Origin of the sequence: Spiroplasma endosymbiont of Glossina fuscipes fuscipes, from assembly GCF_049669535.1 — a bacterium.
GTDB lineage: Bacteria > Bacillota_I > Bacilli_A > Mycoplasmatales > Mycoplasmataceae > Spiroplasma.
The window spans coordinates 502,639-518,635 of the sequence record NZ_CP187162.1 but is presented as its reverse complement, the minus strand read 5'-3'; the positions used below and the strand labels follow the sequence as shown (position 1 = coordinate 518,635).

Annotated in this window: 19 protein-coding genes and 3 pseudogenes; 11 read left to right on the top strand and 11 right to left on the bottom strand. The window is 25.4% G+C overall.

What is annotated here, in order from left to right; genetic code table 4:
* Window positions 1-16 precede the first annotated feature (16 nt).
* From ACOBWH_RS03035 to ACOBWH_RS02990, 10 genes and pseudogenes are all read right to left on the bottom strand, one after another.
* Window positions 17-1,125 (bottom strand): IS3 family transposase gene (locus tag ACOBWH_RS03035; RefSeq protein WP_424526998.1). Its coding sequence is split into 2 segments (ribosomal slippage): window positions 17-885 and window positions 885-1,125, totalling 1,110 coding nucleotides; the frame shifts between segments, so codons are not numbered across the junction.
* A gap of 77 nt (window positions 1,126-1,202) precedes the next feature.
* A complete protein-coding gene (locus tag ACOBWH_RS03030) occupies window positions 1,203-1,364 on the bottom strand; it encodes a hypothetical protein (RefSeq protein WP_424526997.1) in 162 nt (53 codons plus the stop codon).
* Window positions 1,365-1,554: 190 nt separating this feature from the next.
* Entirely contained in the window at window positions 1,555-2,493 is a 939-nt protein-coding gene (locus ACOBWH_RS03025; protein WP_424526995.1) for a hypothetical protein, read from the bottom strand.
* A 187-nt stretch (window positions 2,494-2,680) separates the two neighbouring features.
* Window positions 2,681-3,472, bottom strand: coding sequence for an IS3 family transposase (locus tag ACOBWH_RS03020; RefSeq protein WP_424527391.1), 792 nt, complete (start codon window positions 3,470-3,472; stop codon window positions 2,681-2,683).
* Window positions 3,473-3,482: 10 nt separating this feature from the next.
* Window positions 3,483-3,761, bottom strand: coding sequence for a transposase (locus ACOBWH_RS03015; protein ID WP_424526993.1), 279 nt, complete (start codon window positions 3,759-3,761; stop codon window positions 3,483-3,485).
* A 41-nt stretch (window positions 3,762-3,802) separates the two neighbouring features.
* Window positions 3,803-4,084 (bottom strand): hypothetical protein, encoded by a 282-nt coding sequence (locus ACOBWH_RS03010; RefSeq protein ID WP_424526991.1) that lies wholly within the window; start codon window positions 4,082-4,084, stop codon window positions 3,803-3,805.
* A gap of 148 nt (window positions 4,085-4,232) precedes the next feature.
* Entirely contained in the window at window positions 4,233-4,523 is a 291-nt protein-coding gene (gene rpmA, locus ACOBWH_RS03005; protein ID WP_424527389.1) for a 50S ribosomal protein L27, read from the bottom strand.
* Between the two features lie 2 nt (window positions 4,524-4,525).
* Window positions 4,526-4,840: a ribosomal-processing cysteine protease Prp gene (locus ACOBWH_RS03000; protein ID WP_424526989.1), complete on the bottom strand. Its 315-nt coding sequence runs from the start codon at window positions 4,838-4,840 to the stop codon at window positions 4,526-4,528.
* Between the two features lie 265 nt (window positions 4,841-5,105).
* Window positions 5,106-5,396 (bottom strand): annotated as a pseudogene (gene rplU / locus ACOBWH_RS02995) (50S ribosomal protein L21); the annotation flags it as partial.
* Between the two features lie 193 nt (window positions 5,397-5,589).
* Window positions 5,590-6,330, bottom strand: a complete 741-nt coding sequence (locus ACOBWH_RS02990) for a hypothetical protein (protein ID WP_424526987.1) — start codon at window positions 6,328-6,330, stop codon at window positions 5,590-5,592.
* 307 nt (window positions 6,331-6,637) lie between these two features.
* Between ACOBWH_RS02990 and ACOBWH_RS02985 the strand changes: the two genes are divergently transcribed.
* From ACOBWH_RS02985 to ACOBWH_RS02935, 11 genes and pseudogenes are all read left to right on the top strand, one after another.
* Window positions 6,638-6,787 (top strand): hypothetical protein, encoded by a 150-nt coding sequence (locus ACOBWH_RS02985; protein WP_424526985.1) that lies wholly within the window; start codon window positions 6,638-6,640, stop codon window positions 6,785-6,787.
* Window positions 6,787-7,032 (top strand): hypothetical protein, encoded by a 246-nt coding sequence (locus ACOBWH_RS02980; protein ID WP_424526983.1) that lies wholly within the window; start codon window positions 6,787-6,789, stop codon window positions 7,030-7,032. The genes ACOBWH_RS02985 and ACOBWH_RS02980 overlap by 1 nt, the downstream gene beginning before the upstream one ends.
* 548 nt (window positions 7,033-7,580) lie before the next feature.
* On the top strand, window positions 7,581-8,021 hold the full coding sequence (locus ACOBWH_RS02975) for a DUF3627 domain-containing protein (RefSeq protein WP_424526981.1): 441 nt from the start codon (window positions 7,581-7,583) through the stop codon (window positions 8,019-8,021).
* Window positions 8,022-8,173: 152 nt separating this feature from the next.
* Complete coding sequence (locus ACOBWH_RS02970; RefSeq protein ID WP_424526253.1) at window positions 8,174-8,377, top strand: DUF2649 family protein; 204 nt, start codon at window positions 8,174-8,176, stop codon at window positions 8,375-8,377.
* Complete coding sequence (locus ACOBWH_RS02965) at window positions 8,377-9,390, top strand: hypothetical protein (RefSeq protein WP_424526980.1); 1,014 nt, start codon at window positions 8,377-8,379, stop codon at window positions 9,388-9,390. Before ACOBWH_RS02970 ends, ACOBWH_RS02965 begins: the two co-directional genes overlap by 1 nt.
* Window positions 9,383-9,781: pseudogene (locus ACOBWH_RS02960) on the top strand (hypothetical protein). The gene ACOBWH_RS02965 and the pseudogene ACOBWH_RS02960 overlap by 8 nt, the downstream one beginning before the upstream one ends.
* On the top strand, window positions 9,781-10,017 hold the full coding sequence (locus ACOBWH_RS02955) for a hypothetical protein (RefSeq protein ID WP_424526979.1): 237 nt from the start codon (window positions 9,781-9,783) through the stop codon (window positions 10,015-10,017). The pseudogene ACOBWH_RS02960 and the gene ACOBWH_RS02955 overlap by 1 nt, the downstream one beginning before the upstream one ends.
* Before the next feature lie 11 nt (window positions 10,018-10,028).
* Window positions 10,029-10,328: a hypothetical protein gene (locus ACOBWH_RS02950; protein WP_424526978.1), complete on the top strand. Its 300-nt coding sequence runs from the start codon at window positions 10,029-10,031 to the stop codon at window positions 10,326-10,328.
* Window positions 10,321-12,502: pseudogene (locus ACOBWH_RS02945) on the top strand (spiroplasma phage ORF1-like family protein). The gene ACOBWH_RS02950 and the pseudogene ACOBWH_RS02945 overlap by 8 nt, the downstream one beginning before the upstream one ends.
* 187 nt (window positions 12,503-12,689) lie before the next feature.
* Window positions 12,690-13,798 (top strand): IS3 family transposase gene (locus ACOBWH_RS02940; RefSeq protein ID WP_424526976.1). Its coding sequence is split into 2 segments (ribosomal slippage): window positions 12,690-12,930 and window positions 12,930-13,798, totalling 1,110 coding nucleotides; the frame shifts between segments, so codons are not numbered across the junction.
* A 15-nt stretch (window positions 13,799-13,813) separates the two neighbouring features.
* Window positions 13,814-14,302 carry a GNAT family N-acetyltransferase gene (locus ACOBWH_RS02935; RefSeq protein ID WP_424526974.1) on the top strand — a complete coding sequence of 163 codons (489 nt, stop codon included), beginning with the start codon at window positions 13,814-13,816 and terminating at the stop codon, window positions 14,300-14,302.
* A 63-nt stretch (window positions 14,303-14,365) separates the two neighbouring features.
* Here the strand turns inward: ACOBWH_RS02935 and ACOBWH_RS02930 are convergent, their stop codons facing one another.
* Window positions 14,366-15,919, bottom strand: coding sequence for an MATE family efflux transporter (locus ACOBWH_RS02930; protein ID WP_424526972.1), 1,554 nt, complete (start codon window positions 15,917-15,919; stop codon window positions 14,366-14,368).
* Window positions 15,920-15,997: the final 78 nt, after the last annotated feature.

Genomic DNA, 15,997 nt, shown 5'->3' with positions numbered 1-15,997 from the left:
CTTTTTAGGACACTTTTTATGTAGACTTCTGATTTCTAAATTCAACTGGAGTTAAGTAATTCAAACTACCATGAATTCGAATATTGTTGTATCAATTAATGAAATTAAATAGTTCCAACTTTAATTGTTCTAAATTTTTAAATTTTCGACCATTAATAAATTCAGTTTTAAAAGCTTTATAGGTTGTTTCAGCTACTGCGTTATCGTAAGGGCAACCTTTTGCACTTAATGATCTTTTAATCTTAAATGTTAATAAAATTTCTTCAATAATTTTATTTTTAAATTCATTACCACGATCTGTATGAAACAACCTAATTTGATTTAGTGGTCATGTTATTTTATAAAATGCCTGCTGAACTAGTTCAGCAGTTTTATTTGTTCCAGCGCTATAGCCAATTACTTCACGGTTAAATAAATCAATTAGTAAGCAAATATAATGTCATTTTGAACCAACTTGAACATAGGTTAAATCGCTCACAATAACTTCATTTTGTCTTTTATTACTAAACTCACGATTTAGAATATTACTAATTTGATCATTATTTACAGGAGATTTATGATTGCGATATTTTAATTTAGTATATTTTGATACTAAATTATTTATTGCCATAATTCTTCTAATTTTTCGTCGAGATAAAATAATGTTCTTTCTTGCTAAAATAATTTTAATTTTTCTAGCACCATAAACTTTATAGCTTTCTTTAAATGCACTGATAACTTCATTTTCATAAATATTAATTTCAGTTTTAGTGTTCTTATTAATTTGATAATAATACTTTGATTTTGCTATCTTTAATATTTGACACATTTTCCTCACTGAATATTTGTCTTTATTGTTAGTAATTAATATTACTTTTTGCCGATTATCAGTGCTGCTTGCTTTAAAATATCATTTTCCATTCGTAATTGTTTGTTTTCTTTTCGCAACTGAATAAGTTCATTTTCTTCAACAGAGCGATTGTCTTTAGCTTTAAAAGAACCAGAATTCTCAAATTTTTTTACTCATTGATAAAGAACTGCCTTTGAAATTTTATATTCGTTAACAATTTCAATATTACTTTTACCATTTTTATATAACATTACGATTTGTTTCTTGAATTCATCGGTGTACTGGTTTTTTGCCATTTTTATATTCCTGCTTTCCTAATAATTTTAGCTTATTTTTTTACAGTCTACATAAATATGGTCCAAGTTATTGTAACCTATCCAAATTCTAATTTAAATTCTTCAATACTTTTAAATTTTTTATTTTTGACTAATTCAGTTTTTAAAATTACATGAAATAATTCAATAACAGTATTATCTAAGCAATTGCCGACCCTGTACATACTAATCAAAACTGGAATTTTATTAGATAATTTCATAATATATTTTCCTTTCTAATTTTAAAATAATTAATAAATAAAATTTATAATTTTGCATAAAACTTAATATAATCTAATTTTAATTCTATACCATTGGTATTACGTCCCTTAAAATATGCTTTTCATTGTCATTTAATACTATCATCATCGCATCATAAAGTTAATGTAATTGCTGTATATTTGGTACCTGTTATATATATATATATATATATATATATATATATAAAAAAAAAAAAAAAAAACAAGCCATTTGCACTCCACCAGGAAAACCTATATTTTGTGTTAATACTACAGGATTAGAAACAACACGTCCAGATTCTCCTACTATTTCAGCTTTTAAAAAACCATTTATTGCAAAAAATGGATATTTATAAACAAAATCCTCTCAAGTATGCGCATATTTAGTTCATTTAAATACTGAATATATACCTGAGTCATCCCTACTTCAAACTACATAAGATTCAGAAAAATGATAATTAATATCAGTTGAAATTAAACCATGAGTTAAAGAACAAACATCACTATTCAAACTTGAAGAATTAATTGCGTCGGTGGTAAAATTTGTTTTTGAACATTTATTTAAGGATTTACTTATAAGAATACTTAAAATAAGAATTTGATTTGTTAAATCTCAGTTTTTTAAGTCTCCATATTTGCTTATTCATTCAATTGCATTCTTTGTTCAAGTTGCTCAACTAGTTACTATTGGATAAAAGTCATTTCAAGTTAAATTGGTTGCTGCATCGGAACCTTCAATCATTCCTCTTACTTCTCTAAAGCCTAATGTTTCGGCAGTTGCTACAATAGCACGCCCAAAATCTTGGGAACTAATAGCTGTGTTATCATAAATATTAACATTTGCAATATTATTAAAAGATGGAAGAATATTTGTACTTCAATTAAAATGTATATCTCTCTTTTCTTCTTTCATTAAAAAATTATAGTTAGATCCACGAACAATTGTTATTAACCCATTTTCATTAATTTTTTCTTGTGGATCCAAACTTCTAATAGATGCATCTTGAAAATAATTATATGTTTGTTGCCCATGTTGAAGATTAATTATCCCTTGAACATAAAAGTCACTAACTCTAAAAACAAGACTAAATTCTTGTCCATAAATAGACATAGGAACAATAAAATAACTTGTTTGATCATCTTCAAATTTTGAATTTATTGTAAAAAGATTTTTACTAGTATTATAATTTTGGATCTGTTCAATTACATCATTTCTTCGTAAAACTGCTAAAACTGCATTAATTAATATAACAACATATTGTTTTGCATTGGAATGGCAAGGGTTTTTTGGACAAATTTTATATAAAGTAAAGATTTTTATATTGGATTGGTGATAAATAATTTAATTTGCTATGAATACGAGTATTATTATATCAATTAACATAATCAAATAATTCTAATTTAAATTCTTCAATACTTTTAAATTTTTTATTTTTGACTAATTCAGTTTTTAAAATTTTATAAGTAGATTCAGCTACTGCATTGTCATAAGGATATCCAGGTTTACTATAAGATTTTTGTACATTGTTCTTAGTCAAAAGTTTATAAATAGTACTATTGTTAAATTCACTTCCTTGGTCAGTATGAAATATTTTAATATTTTCTAAAGAAAAATTAAGTTTGTTAAAAGTACTCTCAACTAATTTTGCATCTTTATGAGAACTAACATCATAGCTAATAATTTCACGATTAAACAAAGCAATCAATAAACATACATAATATCATTGATTATTAATTCAAACATAAGTTAAATCACTAACAACAACTTCATGTAATTTATAATTATCAAAATCTTGATTTAACAAATTATTATATTTGTAAGTGATATCTTTGTTATTATGATGTTTATATTTAATTTTTGTATAATTTGAAATTAAATTATATTTTTGCATTATTTGACTAATTTTTATTCGTGACAATATAATATTTTGTTGTGCTAACATAACTTTAATTTTTCTTGTACCATAGTTTTTTCTACTTTTTAAGAAAATACTGATAATAGTATTATCAATATGTTGGACTTGACTAAGTTTATTTGATTTTAATTGATAATAAAATGTTGATCTAGCAACTTTTAGTGTTTTACATAAATTAGTAATTTTATACTTTTTTGCCTATTATCAGTGTTGCTTGCTTTAAAATATCATTTTCCATTCGTAATTGTTTGTTTTCTTTTCGCAACTGAATAAGTTCATTTTCTTCAACAGAGCAATTGTCTTTAGCTTTAAATGATCCTGAATTGTTAAATTCATGCACTCATTTTCAAACAGTGGATTTACCAATTTGATAGTCATTAGATAATTGACCAGATGTTTTGCCTGATTTATAAAGACCAACAATTTGTTGTTTAAATTCATCGGTATAATGATTCTTTGCCATATAATTACACCTCCATTGTAACTTAATTATAATCTTTTACTCTACATTATTGTTGTCCAATTTATCTTAACCCATCCAATTAAAAAAGTAATACTAATATAAATTGTAATTGCTAATGTCATATTGTAGCCTAATCACTTGTTTTTTCCCTCATACTTAGGAAATAACCCTGCTCCAACTAGTCAGGCAAGTACTAACAGATTTGATTGAATTGTAAAATAACTAAAATAGTTAAAAGTATAATCACCTTTATCATTAATAAAGTTTTTTGTTGCTTCTTCTGATCATGCCGGATTTTTCACAGTAATCGTAATTCCATGCACATAACTTTCAATTAATGCCGCAAAAATACCACAGCCAATTAAAATTGCAAAAAATAATTTATAATAAACTCGATTAAATATATAATATTATATAATTAAAAAAATACTAATGCTACCTTTTGGGATAAATTAGTATTTTTATTTTTGTTTATTTCGCTGCTTTTTGATAAACTGATGCTTTTGTTTTGTTTCGTCCAAATTTTTCAAACTTAACAATCCCATCAATTAAGGCAAATAAGGTATCATCACCACCACGCCCAACATTTACTCCTGGGTGAACTTTTGTTCCATGTTGACGATAAATTATTGATCCAGCTCGAATTGCTTGACCATCAGCTCTTTTTGCGCCTAAACGTTTTGAATGTGAATCACGACCATTTTTAGTCGATCCTACTCCTTTTTTTGAAGCAAATAACTGTAAGCCTAATAAGAACTTCATCATTATTCTTCAACCTCCTTTACACTAATAAATTCTTGGTATTGCTGATAAATTGTTAAAAATTGATAATACATTGTTTGTAAAATAACTTGTAAATCAGAACTATTTTCTTTTACTATGATAGTAATTAATCCTTCATTAATAACAAATTCACAACTATTTGGTTTAATTTGATCAATTGCATTTAAACCTCCTGTTGCAATTCCTGTTATTGCTGCACAAACAAGGTCTTTACCATATTCGCCTGCCTGTGCATGACCAGTAATTTCAATTTTCATAAATTTTTGTTCAGTTTTATTAATTACAATTTTAATCATAATTATTTATCATTTTTTTCTGTTTTTGTTACTGGTTTTTTGCTGATGTTGTTGTTGAAGTTTTTGCCACAGGTTTTGCGGCAATTGTTGGTTTTACTGTTGCAGGTTTCGCAGCAGTTGCCGGTTTACTTACAACTGGCTTTGCTGCAGGTTTTTGTTCAGCACTTGTTGCAGCTTTTGCAACAGTTGATGGTTTAACCACAGGTTTAACTGCTGTTGGTTTAGTTTCTGCTGTTGCAGCTGGCTTTGCTGTTCCTGACAATAAAATTTGATCAATTTTAATTTTGGTATATGGCTGACGATGTCCATATTTCTTATGTTGTGTTTTCTTTGGTTTATAATGAAACACAACAATTTTCTTTTGTTTTCCTTGCTTTAAAATTGTCCCGGTTACTGACGCCCCTTTTAAAAAGGGTGCTCCTACTTTACCATCAATCATTAGAACTTCGGTAAAGTTAACTTTTTCACCTTCGTTACCGTTTAACATTTCAACAAATATTTCATCACCTTGAGAAACACGTAATTGTTTCCCTCCAGTTTTAATTATTGCAAACATTTTTACACCTCCAGTTTAGACTCGCCTTGTAAGTAGATAAGTATTGCATATCCTTTAGGTACTTAAAAGTCAAAGAGCGGTTGAAACTGAAACAACCATAATTAATTATATCGTTATCTTAAAAAAATTCAATAAATTTTTTAGTTTTTAATTTTTCTTATGCTTTTTTAATTAAAAATTAATAAATAGTTTGTTAATTTAATAATTCCAAATATGATCCTATCCCAAGTTGTACCATTCCACCACTAAAAGATGATATAGCGCCAGCATACTGTCCTATCAAAATTTGAAGATGATATGCTTCTTCTGCTGGATCATAGTAATATGTTAATCCTGCTCTTTGGGAAACATTTAAATATGCAAGTCCTTCTTTATAATCCTTGACATATTGCAGTGGTGACAAATGTAAATATTTTGAAATATCATCTCAATTATCTTCTACTTTAATTTCAGTCATAAGGTCTTTTAAATCACCATATAGTACTTGATTAATTTTCTTTCCATAAAGTCTGGTATTTCCCCACGTTGCAAATGTAAATTGATCCTCAAAATTATCACGAACGTAAAAAATAATTCTATTATAATTAGAAGGATTAATTTCTTCAATGTTTATATCAATCATATAATAACATGTGGTATCAATATTATAATAGTATTGTAAAGTAAATGCCATATCTTTATGTTCAAAATTAAATCAAATTGGACCAGATGAATTTAAGCGCCGTTGACTACTATTCATATTATCCACATTATCTCTTTTAGGTTTTTTAGAAATATAAATTGTATTGCATCTTTTTGTTTTTGAAGCAATTTGAATATTTTCCTTATTTATACTTGAATTTTGTTCTTGTTTTTGATAAGTGCTTACAACAATTCCAATTGGTATTGCAGTTGCGCTAGTGGTTAATAAAAATGTGTAAATTGTAAATACCAACCGATAAAAAGTTAACTATTAATTTAGTTAACTTTTTTAAGTTAATTATAGGAGGTTAAAATTATGCAAACAAAGCAATATTTAATTTTGCGGTCGTTAGTGAAAAAGTATGGTAAAGATATTGTTATTAATATTGTCAATAAGATTGTAAAAGATATTGAAATTAAAAAGTAAAAGAATAAATTATTCCGCGTAATTTATTAGCGGGGTAATTTATTCAATAATGTTTTTTAAGTGAAGCAAAGCGACAACGAGCGGAGCGAGTTTGCAAATTTCAATTTTTTAATTTATTGAAAGGAGATATATTATGCCAGTTTGATTAACGACAATATTTAGTATTGTTATTATATTAGGTATTTTTGCGTGAATTGGTTTATCAATTTATCAGAAAATTCGCCAAATTCGAGGTAAGAAAAAAGATAAAAAAGAAATTGAAAACAAGGAGGATAAAAAATAATGTTAGGGATGTATTTAACAACAGCAATTAATTTTTTAGCAGCAGATACGCCACCTACTATTTCAGATGGAATGGTTTCTATTTGAAGTGGTTTAGGACAAGCAATGATGAAAGTTAAAGATGCTGTTTATGCTGTATTACCACAATTAATGACCTTTTTAGGTGATGCATGAATTATTTTAATTCCATTTGGTATTTTCGTTATTGTTAAGATATTAAACTTTTTCCGTATTATGTATGGTTAAAGGATTTTAATATTTATTACAACTAATCATATATTTTAGCTGTGGCACACTAGCTTTTATGTGAGTTGAATAAATAATTTTGTTGTTTATTTTTGCACTATACACTGTCTACAAATTTATTTTTAAATAAATTTAATTATTTTGGTTATTATTGATAATGTTAACTGAAATAAATATGACTATATCGCCAATAGTAGTTACATTTATATTGTTTATTAGTAGGATTTAATATAAATAATGTTGTAAAAAATATTTCTTTTTCTAAAAACTTGTAGGCAGTATATAGTGTAAAAATATCGACTTAATTATAAATTATTAATTTTATATTTTAATAACTATTAGTTATAAATTAAATAGTATTTTTTAGTGTGTCAATTTTTATTATTTTATATATTTAACAATGTTTATTAACAGTGTTTATTTAGCAATATATAAACATTATTAAACATTAGATATAACAATGTTTATTTAACAACAGATAAGCAATATTTTAACAATATTTATAACATTGTTAATTAGAAACAATGTTTATTAAGGAGTTGATAAAATTGAGTAATTTTGTTAAGAAAAATCAAAATGTAGAAAATTATTTTATTTGTAAAGAGTTGATAGTTTTTGAAACAGATAAAGCAAGTTTTATAAATTTACCTAATCATAATCGCCATATTGGTTTTTGACTGAGTAATAAGTTTATTTATCCGAGTGAAAAACATTCAGAACAAGTATCAATCGATTTGATTTATGATAATTCTTATCCTATTGTAAAATATAATGAAAATTTAAAACGTTGTGTGTGAAAATATTTAACCGGAACAGAATTGATTAATTTGTATAATCAATATAAACAAAATTATTTTAACAGTATGCACAAAGCATTATTTTTAAATGAACCTAAAAAAGTAAAAGCAAATAATAACAATAATAATTTAACAAATTGAAGTGTTGAAAAAGAGCAAGAATTAATTAATGATTTAGAAAGTTTAAATTAAATGAGTTTATATAATTATTGAGTTCAATTTGTTAGTTATATTATTGGTTCAAATGCCCCTGAATTTTTATATGTTATATCGTTTGTATTATTTATCGTTTTATTTTTTGGGATATTTTTTAAACTTATTCAAAAAATGTGGAGTTTTTAAATATGCAAAATGATTGAGAAAAACTAAAAGAGTTTTTTATTCATATATTTTTGTTTATAGATAAAATAAATGTTGAAACTATTACAACTTGGACTTTGACACAGAATGAATATTTAACTTTGATGGTTGGTGTTTGAATTGTTATTTTATTTTTAACTTGGTTTTTGTTATGAATGATTTTTAAAATAGTTGGGTATTTTAAATAATGAAAAAGTTTGTATTTTTCTTAAAAAATTATTGTTATATTAATGGTTCAATGATTTTGTTTAGTTTAATTGATTTGTTATTTTGAATAATTTCATTAAATTATACTGGTTTAGTATTCTGATTATTGTTTGCTTTGCAATGTGTTTATTTTCTATGATGAGTTTGAAAAAACATATTTTATCAGTTAAATGCTTTTCGGTTAGTAAGTTTTGTTTGAGATAATCCGTTATCAGTTATTATTGGTAAATTAGGAACCGGAAAAAGTTTACTTTTAACTTATTTATCACAAACTATGAAATTATTAACAGATAAAATTTATAGTAATTATCCGTTAGAAGATGATAAAGTTAAAGTTTTAACATTTAAAAATTTAGATTTTACAGATAGAACAAAACCAATTCCCCCTGATGATAGTGTTATTTTATTTGATGAAAGTTATTTATATATTGATGGAACTAGTACTCACGATGAGAAAAAAGTCCACAGTGGTAAAATTCCGTGAATTGTTTTAACAAAACATTTTGGTAATCGTGCTTTGTTTACAGCTCAGCGTGAGGGTATGATTTGAAATAATATCCGACAATTAGCAAGTGGTATTATTATTCCTATTTCATTGAAAAAACCGATTGCTAAAAAAGGATTTAATTTTTTTAATCGTTTCTTTATTATGCGAATTGGTATTTTTCAAGATATTACTGATTATGAAATTTGAAAAACAAAATCAGTAGAACGAACAACAGAAGGCAAACGTGCAAAACATAGATCTGATGTTGGATTAGGAATTCGGTTTTTTAAAATAATTATTCCGTTGGAATTTGCACAAAAATATGATAGTCAATGATTAAAGTTTGTGCGTGATTTAAAAAATGATGAAATAGTTAATTATAAAGAATATTATTGGTCAGAAATTACTAAATTAAGTGTTAAAGAGCGTTTAGAATTGTTTGATATTGATATTTTGAAAAAGAATTTAAAACCTAAAAAAGAAAAAGGAAGTGGTAAAGATGATTAATTTATTATCAGAAAGTAGTAATTGGGATAAGATTTTTAGTTTTATTTTTGATGTATTTTTGTTTATTTTTGATGTAATTTGAAATACTAAATTACCAATGACAAATACAACAATTGCTTATTTTATTATCTTTTTTATGGTTGTTAAGTTATCGATTTATGCAATTCACGGCACAAGAACACAATATAACGAATTAGGTTCAACAGTACAAACGGGTGTATCAAATATTTATTCTACGACTGTTCGTGGAGTTTCAGATACTAAATAGGGTATGCAAAAACATATTAAAGAGCGTAAACAGTTTAAAATTAATCGTAATAAACAACAATTATCAAGTTTAGCAAAACAAGCAAAAACAAGAGAACAAGGATATAGGAGAGTGCATAAATAATGATTAGATTAGTTTTATTAGTTGCAGCAATCGCTATTTTTGGTACAGATTTTATAACAGTTATTATTAATCAATTAACATCAGCGAAAAATATTATTATGGATTTATATAATTCAGACACTTTTTTACTTTCTTTATTTGGTAAAATGGCAATTTTGTTTAGTCATCCGTTAATGCTAACAATATCAAGTTTATATATTGTTGGGTTTATTGTTTCAAAAACATTGTATAGTTAGGAGTTAAGTTTATGGATAATAAAAATGAAAAGAAACATAAAAATGGTTTATTTATTTCTTGGGTTGATTTAATTTTGTATCTTATTATAAGTTTTTCATTAACACTTGTATGTGTATTAGATACAGTTTCAAATATTGATGAATTAAAAGAGAAATATGCTGGTATAAATGGTTATATAATTTATGGTTTATGATTTGATATATTATGATATATTTTAGTAATTCATTATTTTTATGGTTATCTATTTAATCAAATTATCAAATTAATAAAAGAAAATAAAAAAGAAAAGGTGGCAAAAAATAATGCGTAAGTCATTATCTTTATTTGCGATATCTATTTTAGGGATTTTAGGGTTAATTATTCCTTTTATTACTTTAACAGCATTTAAACCATTAAATCAGCAAAATTATACTGTTAATCAACAAACAACGGGAATGAATGAAATTGATTTTATTAATACAATGTTTTTACGCAGTAGTTTCTTTGAAAATTGGTGAGAAACAAATTATTTTATTAATCCTACTTTAAAAACATCACAATCATTAACTTATAATGATAAGTGATATTTAGATTTTTTAAAGGATAGTTATTCAACGGGAATTTCATTTGATAAACCTAGTGATGAGTTTATGGATTTATATAAAAATTGATATAATTATGCTAAACAGTATAATATTGATAAATTTTATGACATTGATAGAAAACAATTTTTAAAAGAATTAACTAATTTTTCTTATTCTTTTGCAAAGTATTTTAATACTGTTGAAGTTATTAATAAATTAGAAAAAACTGTTGATAATTTACAACAAGTTAATTTAAAGTTTCAAAATTGAAAATTAGATAATAATCCAAATTTTATTAATTATAAAGTTGATAATAAATAATATATTGCAATTTTTAAAAATTATACAAAAGATTGATATATTGTTAATTTTTTAAATGATAGTAGAAATGATAAAATTTTAGGTGAATTTTGTTTTGATGATACTTGTCAAAATCTTTATTTATCTAGTCTTAGAGAATTTTTTAAACGGAGTGATGTAAAAACAGTTTATCAATGAAATGGTATTAATAATCCAAATACGCCAGAAATCAACAAAAATACTGGTGATGTTATTTTTTGAACTGATAATGAATATCAAAATATCCGTTCTTTTTTATTAAAGTATATTATTGCTATTGTACAAGAAAATATTCGAATACAGCAAGGTGGTAGTCCTGATTATGATGATCCAAATTTAGGTAGTCAAAGAATAATATTTGATTTTGAAATTATTAATAATTTAGATAAAGCTAGTACTGGTACTATTTTAACTAAAAAATCAATTTATCGGATGATTTTAACAATTGATAAAAGTAATAATATTATTGCAGGTAGTTTAGAACTAACACATCTTAAACAATATTGAAATGGTAGTAATTATAATAATTATCGGTATACTGATGATTTAGGTTTTTTATTTTCTTTTATGAAAGAAAAAGACGATATTTTTAATTTTAGTGCTGAAACTTATAATTATTATCAGGGTAATTCACCTAATACTGGTAAAAAGGTTTTTGAATGGATGAAAGGTCAAATTGATATTAATAAGTTTTTAAAAGCATTTTTTGCACATGCTTTGGTGCCTGTATTTCAAAATCGTAGTAATTTTATTGAAAGTGGGTATATTGATAATTTACAATATGATACGGTTTTAATTGATGAAAAAAATACTAATAAAAATCAATTTGAAAGATTATTAAATAGTATGTTTACAGTTTCTCAAAATTTTTATAAAGATTATTTACGAACGATTTTTGATTTAGAAAATAATACTTATGTACAAGGATATAATAAAAAAATATAGTTTATTAGCGAATAATGGTTTTAAGATTTATCCTCGTTATTTTTATTTTTCAGATAAATATAATCAGTCGGATATTAAATTATATTCAGCATTTAAAAATCGATTTTATAATACAAATTATGGTAATGTATTTAATTATGATTTTTCAGTTGCAAATGATTATAATATTAATCAAAATGAGGGTTATATTTTTGAAGGTGCTTTAAAAGATAAATATGGTTTAAAATATAAGAAAATTGAAGAACAAAAAATCGGTTATAATGTTTTTGAATTACAAGCACAAAAAGAAAATGATATGTATCGACATTATGATTTTAATTTTGGAATTTATAATTGACAAGAAATAGACAATGGTGGATTATTTCCTGATGGGCAATGATGACAAGCTCAATATGAAAGTTGTAGTTGATATAATTTAGCGTGTTATATGAAAAATGCGGCAATTTGAATTGTGAATAATATTTCTGGTGTAAAACAAGTAAATGAATTAGCAAGTGGTGTTGGTAAGATTTTTCAAACAATATATAGTTTTTTTAGTCAAACATTTGAAGTATGAAAATTTAGTCCAGCATTATACAATACAATAACAAATATATTCCTATTAATTATTTTTATGAAATTTGTAAGATTAATATAAAAAGGAACTTTGTAGTTCCTTTTATTCTTTTCAATTGGTAATTTTACCTGTATCTTTATCAATTATTGGTATTGTTGGTTCATTATTTTCATCTCAATGATAATGGATAGGTTACAATAACTTGGACCATATTTATGTAGACTGTAAAAAAATAAGCTAAAATTATTAGGAAAGCAGGAATATAAAAATGGCAAAAAACCAGTACACCGATGAATTCAAGAAACAAATCGTAATGTTATATAAAAATGGTAAAAGTAATATTGAAATTGTTAACGAATATAAAATTTCAAAGGCAGTTCTTTATCAATGAGTAAAAAAATTTGAGAATTCTGGTTCTTTTAAAGCTAAAGACAATCGCTCTGTTGAAGAAAATGAACTTATTCAGTTGCGAAAAGAAAACAAACAATTACGAATGGAAAATGATATTTTAAAGCAAGCAGCACTGATAATCGGCAAAAAGTAATATTAATTACTAACAATAAAGACAAATATTCAGTGAGGAAAATGTGTCAAATATTAAAAATAGCAAAATCAAAGTATTATTATCAAATTAATAAGAACACTAAAACTGAAATTAATATTTATGAAAATGAAGTTATCAGTGCATTTAAAGAAAGCTATAAAGTTTATGGTGCTAGAAAAATTAAAATTATTTTAGCAAGAAAGAACATTATTTTATCTCGACGAAAAATTAGAAGAATTATGGCAATAAATAATTTAGTATCAAAATATACTAAATTAAAATATCGCAATCATAAATCTCCTGTAAATAATGATCAAATTAGTAATATTCTAAATCGTGAGTTTAGTAATAAAAGACAAAATGAAGTTATTGTGAACGATTTAACCTATGTTCAAGTTGGTTCAAAATGACATTATATTTGCTTACTAATTGATTTATTTAACCGTGAAGTAATTGGCTATAGCGCTGGAACAAATAAAACTGCTGAACTAGTTCAGCAGGCATTTTATAAAATAACACGACCACTAAATCAAATTAGATTGTTTCATACAGATCGTGGTAATGAATTTAAAAATAAAATTATTGAAGAAATTTTATTAACATTTAATATTAAAAGATCATTAAGTGCAAAAGGTTGCCCTTACGATAACGCAGTAGCTGAAACAACCTATAAAGCTTTTAAAACTGAATTTATTAATGGTCGAAAATTTAAAAATTTAGAACAATTAAAGTTGGAACTATTTAATTTCATTAATTGATACAACAATATTCGAATTCATGGTAGTTTGAATTACTTAACTCCAGTTGAATTTAGAAATCAGAAGTCTACATAAAAAGTGTCCTAAAAAGTGTTGCCATTCCATGCCATTATTGATGATATTTCAACACACCAAAATTTTCGCCGCCAAGGACTAGCAAAATTAATGATGAATCATTTAATTAACCGTGTTTATAATCAAGATTATGATTTAGTTGGTTTAATTGCTACCCCAGAAGGATATAATGTTTATCGCAAATTAGGTTTCCGCCCAATTAATTTATATTTAAGTGAATATGTCACAAAAACAAAGGGAAACGATTTAAGTCAAATTGCAACTAAAATTAGTAAAGGTAAAATTAAAAATATTCAAACCATTCAACAAACGACAATTAATTATATGGTTAATAATTTAACTTGTAAAAAATGTAATAGTGAAATCCTTGATCAAAAATATCTGATGGCTATTACCCCTTTAAATGATTTTGTTATTAATAATTATCATCAAAATTGTTATAGTTTTTCAACAAAGGATAAATGAGTAATCCTTGTTGACAGAAATAACGACGAAATAACATAAAAAGAATTAGGAAATTACCTAATTCTTATTTTTCTTACGACTTAATTTTAATCCTTTTTTTAATTATAAATCTTCTTGGTATTCATTGAAATATGGATCTGGTTCATCAATTAATTTCGTACGATATTTTTTTCAAAAATAAACTAAAATTGGAATAATAATTGCTGCTGCAATTAAATCATTTAAACCAATAAAAACATAATAGAAAATTGGATTACCAGTTGCTTGGCTAACCCCATATCCAATACCAATCAAAGGTAATATGACAACAATTGAACGTAAACTACTTGTAAAAGTTGCTAAAATTGAACGATTAATTCCTTGGAACAATGTTAAAGCAATATAAGTCAACGAACAAAATGGATATGTCATAAAGTTTAGAACAATTCATCAACGATATTGAGTCGCATACTCTGGTGGAAAAGCAAACAGAATCATCATATCTTTTCCAAACAAAATGAAAACAACTAACATTAGACTAAAGCAAATAATAATCAATAAACTAACTCGCTTTAAAACTTCTCAAATCCGAGCATTTTTCTTCGCCCCATAATTATAAGCAATAATACTCCGCGCCCCTTGGGTGACTCCAATCCCGGCGGATAAAACTAATGTCATTCATGGCACAATTGAAGAATAAAGTTCTTGCAAAACAGGGACACGATTATGAATGACTTGATTTGGTAATTGCCCAACAAGTGATGTTGCAACATATGATGTAATAACTAAAGCAGCATTATTAATAAAATTTGGTAACCCCGCCTTTGCAAAATCAGCAACATTTCTACCTTCAATGTGGAGTAAATCACTTCAATAAAATTTTGAATAACTATTTTTTGTTTTAAAAACAATAATTAAGCCCCATATTACTTGCACTGTTCAAGAAAAAACTGTTCCCAACATTGCACCAGCCATTCCTAAATGACAAACTTTCATAAAGAAAATTGCAGCAACAGAATTAATAACAATTGAACTTAAAATCATTATTGTTACTCATTTCATTCGCCCTTCACTACGAATTAATGACATAAAATAATAACTTAAGAACATCATTGGGGCTGCTGCTAACATTGGATATGAATATTCCCAACATAGTCGTTCTGTAATTGGATTATAATTTTCCCCCATTTGAGAAGTAATGAAAACAGCATTTCATCCGGGGTACACAATACAAAAAATTGCAAATGCTATTATTATCGAAAAAAGCACCGTTGTTGAAAACCCATTTCCAGCAATCCGACGCATTTTGGGAATGTCACGTTGACCATAGGCAATTGAAAAATTCATTGCACAACCCATTCCAATCATAATACTAAATGATCATTGTAAATTATACGTTTGTGAAGCATATTGTGTTGCTACATTAATAAATGAATGCATATCAGCTAATGGAACAACAGAAACAGCACTTCCTGTTATTTGATTATAAGCATCAATATAAAATTGATCATAAATTGCATCAGGTGCAACAAATGCTAAAGCTAATTTTTTATCAATAATATTATATAATCCTTGGACAACCATTAAAAAAACTGTTGGAATACAAAAGTATGCAATTGTTTTTCATGGTTGTTCAAACCGTAATTTTTTCTCACGAACCGTTAAAACTTCTGACAACTTAATCCCCCTCTACTACAAAAAACAAAAAACCTTACTAAGTAAAGTAATTTATGAAACTATATTTATAATCCATTT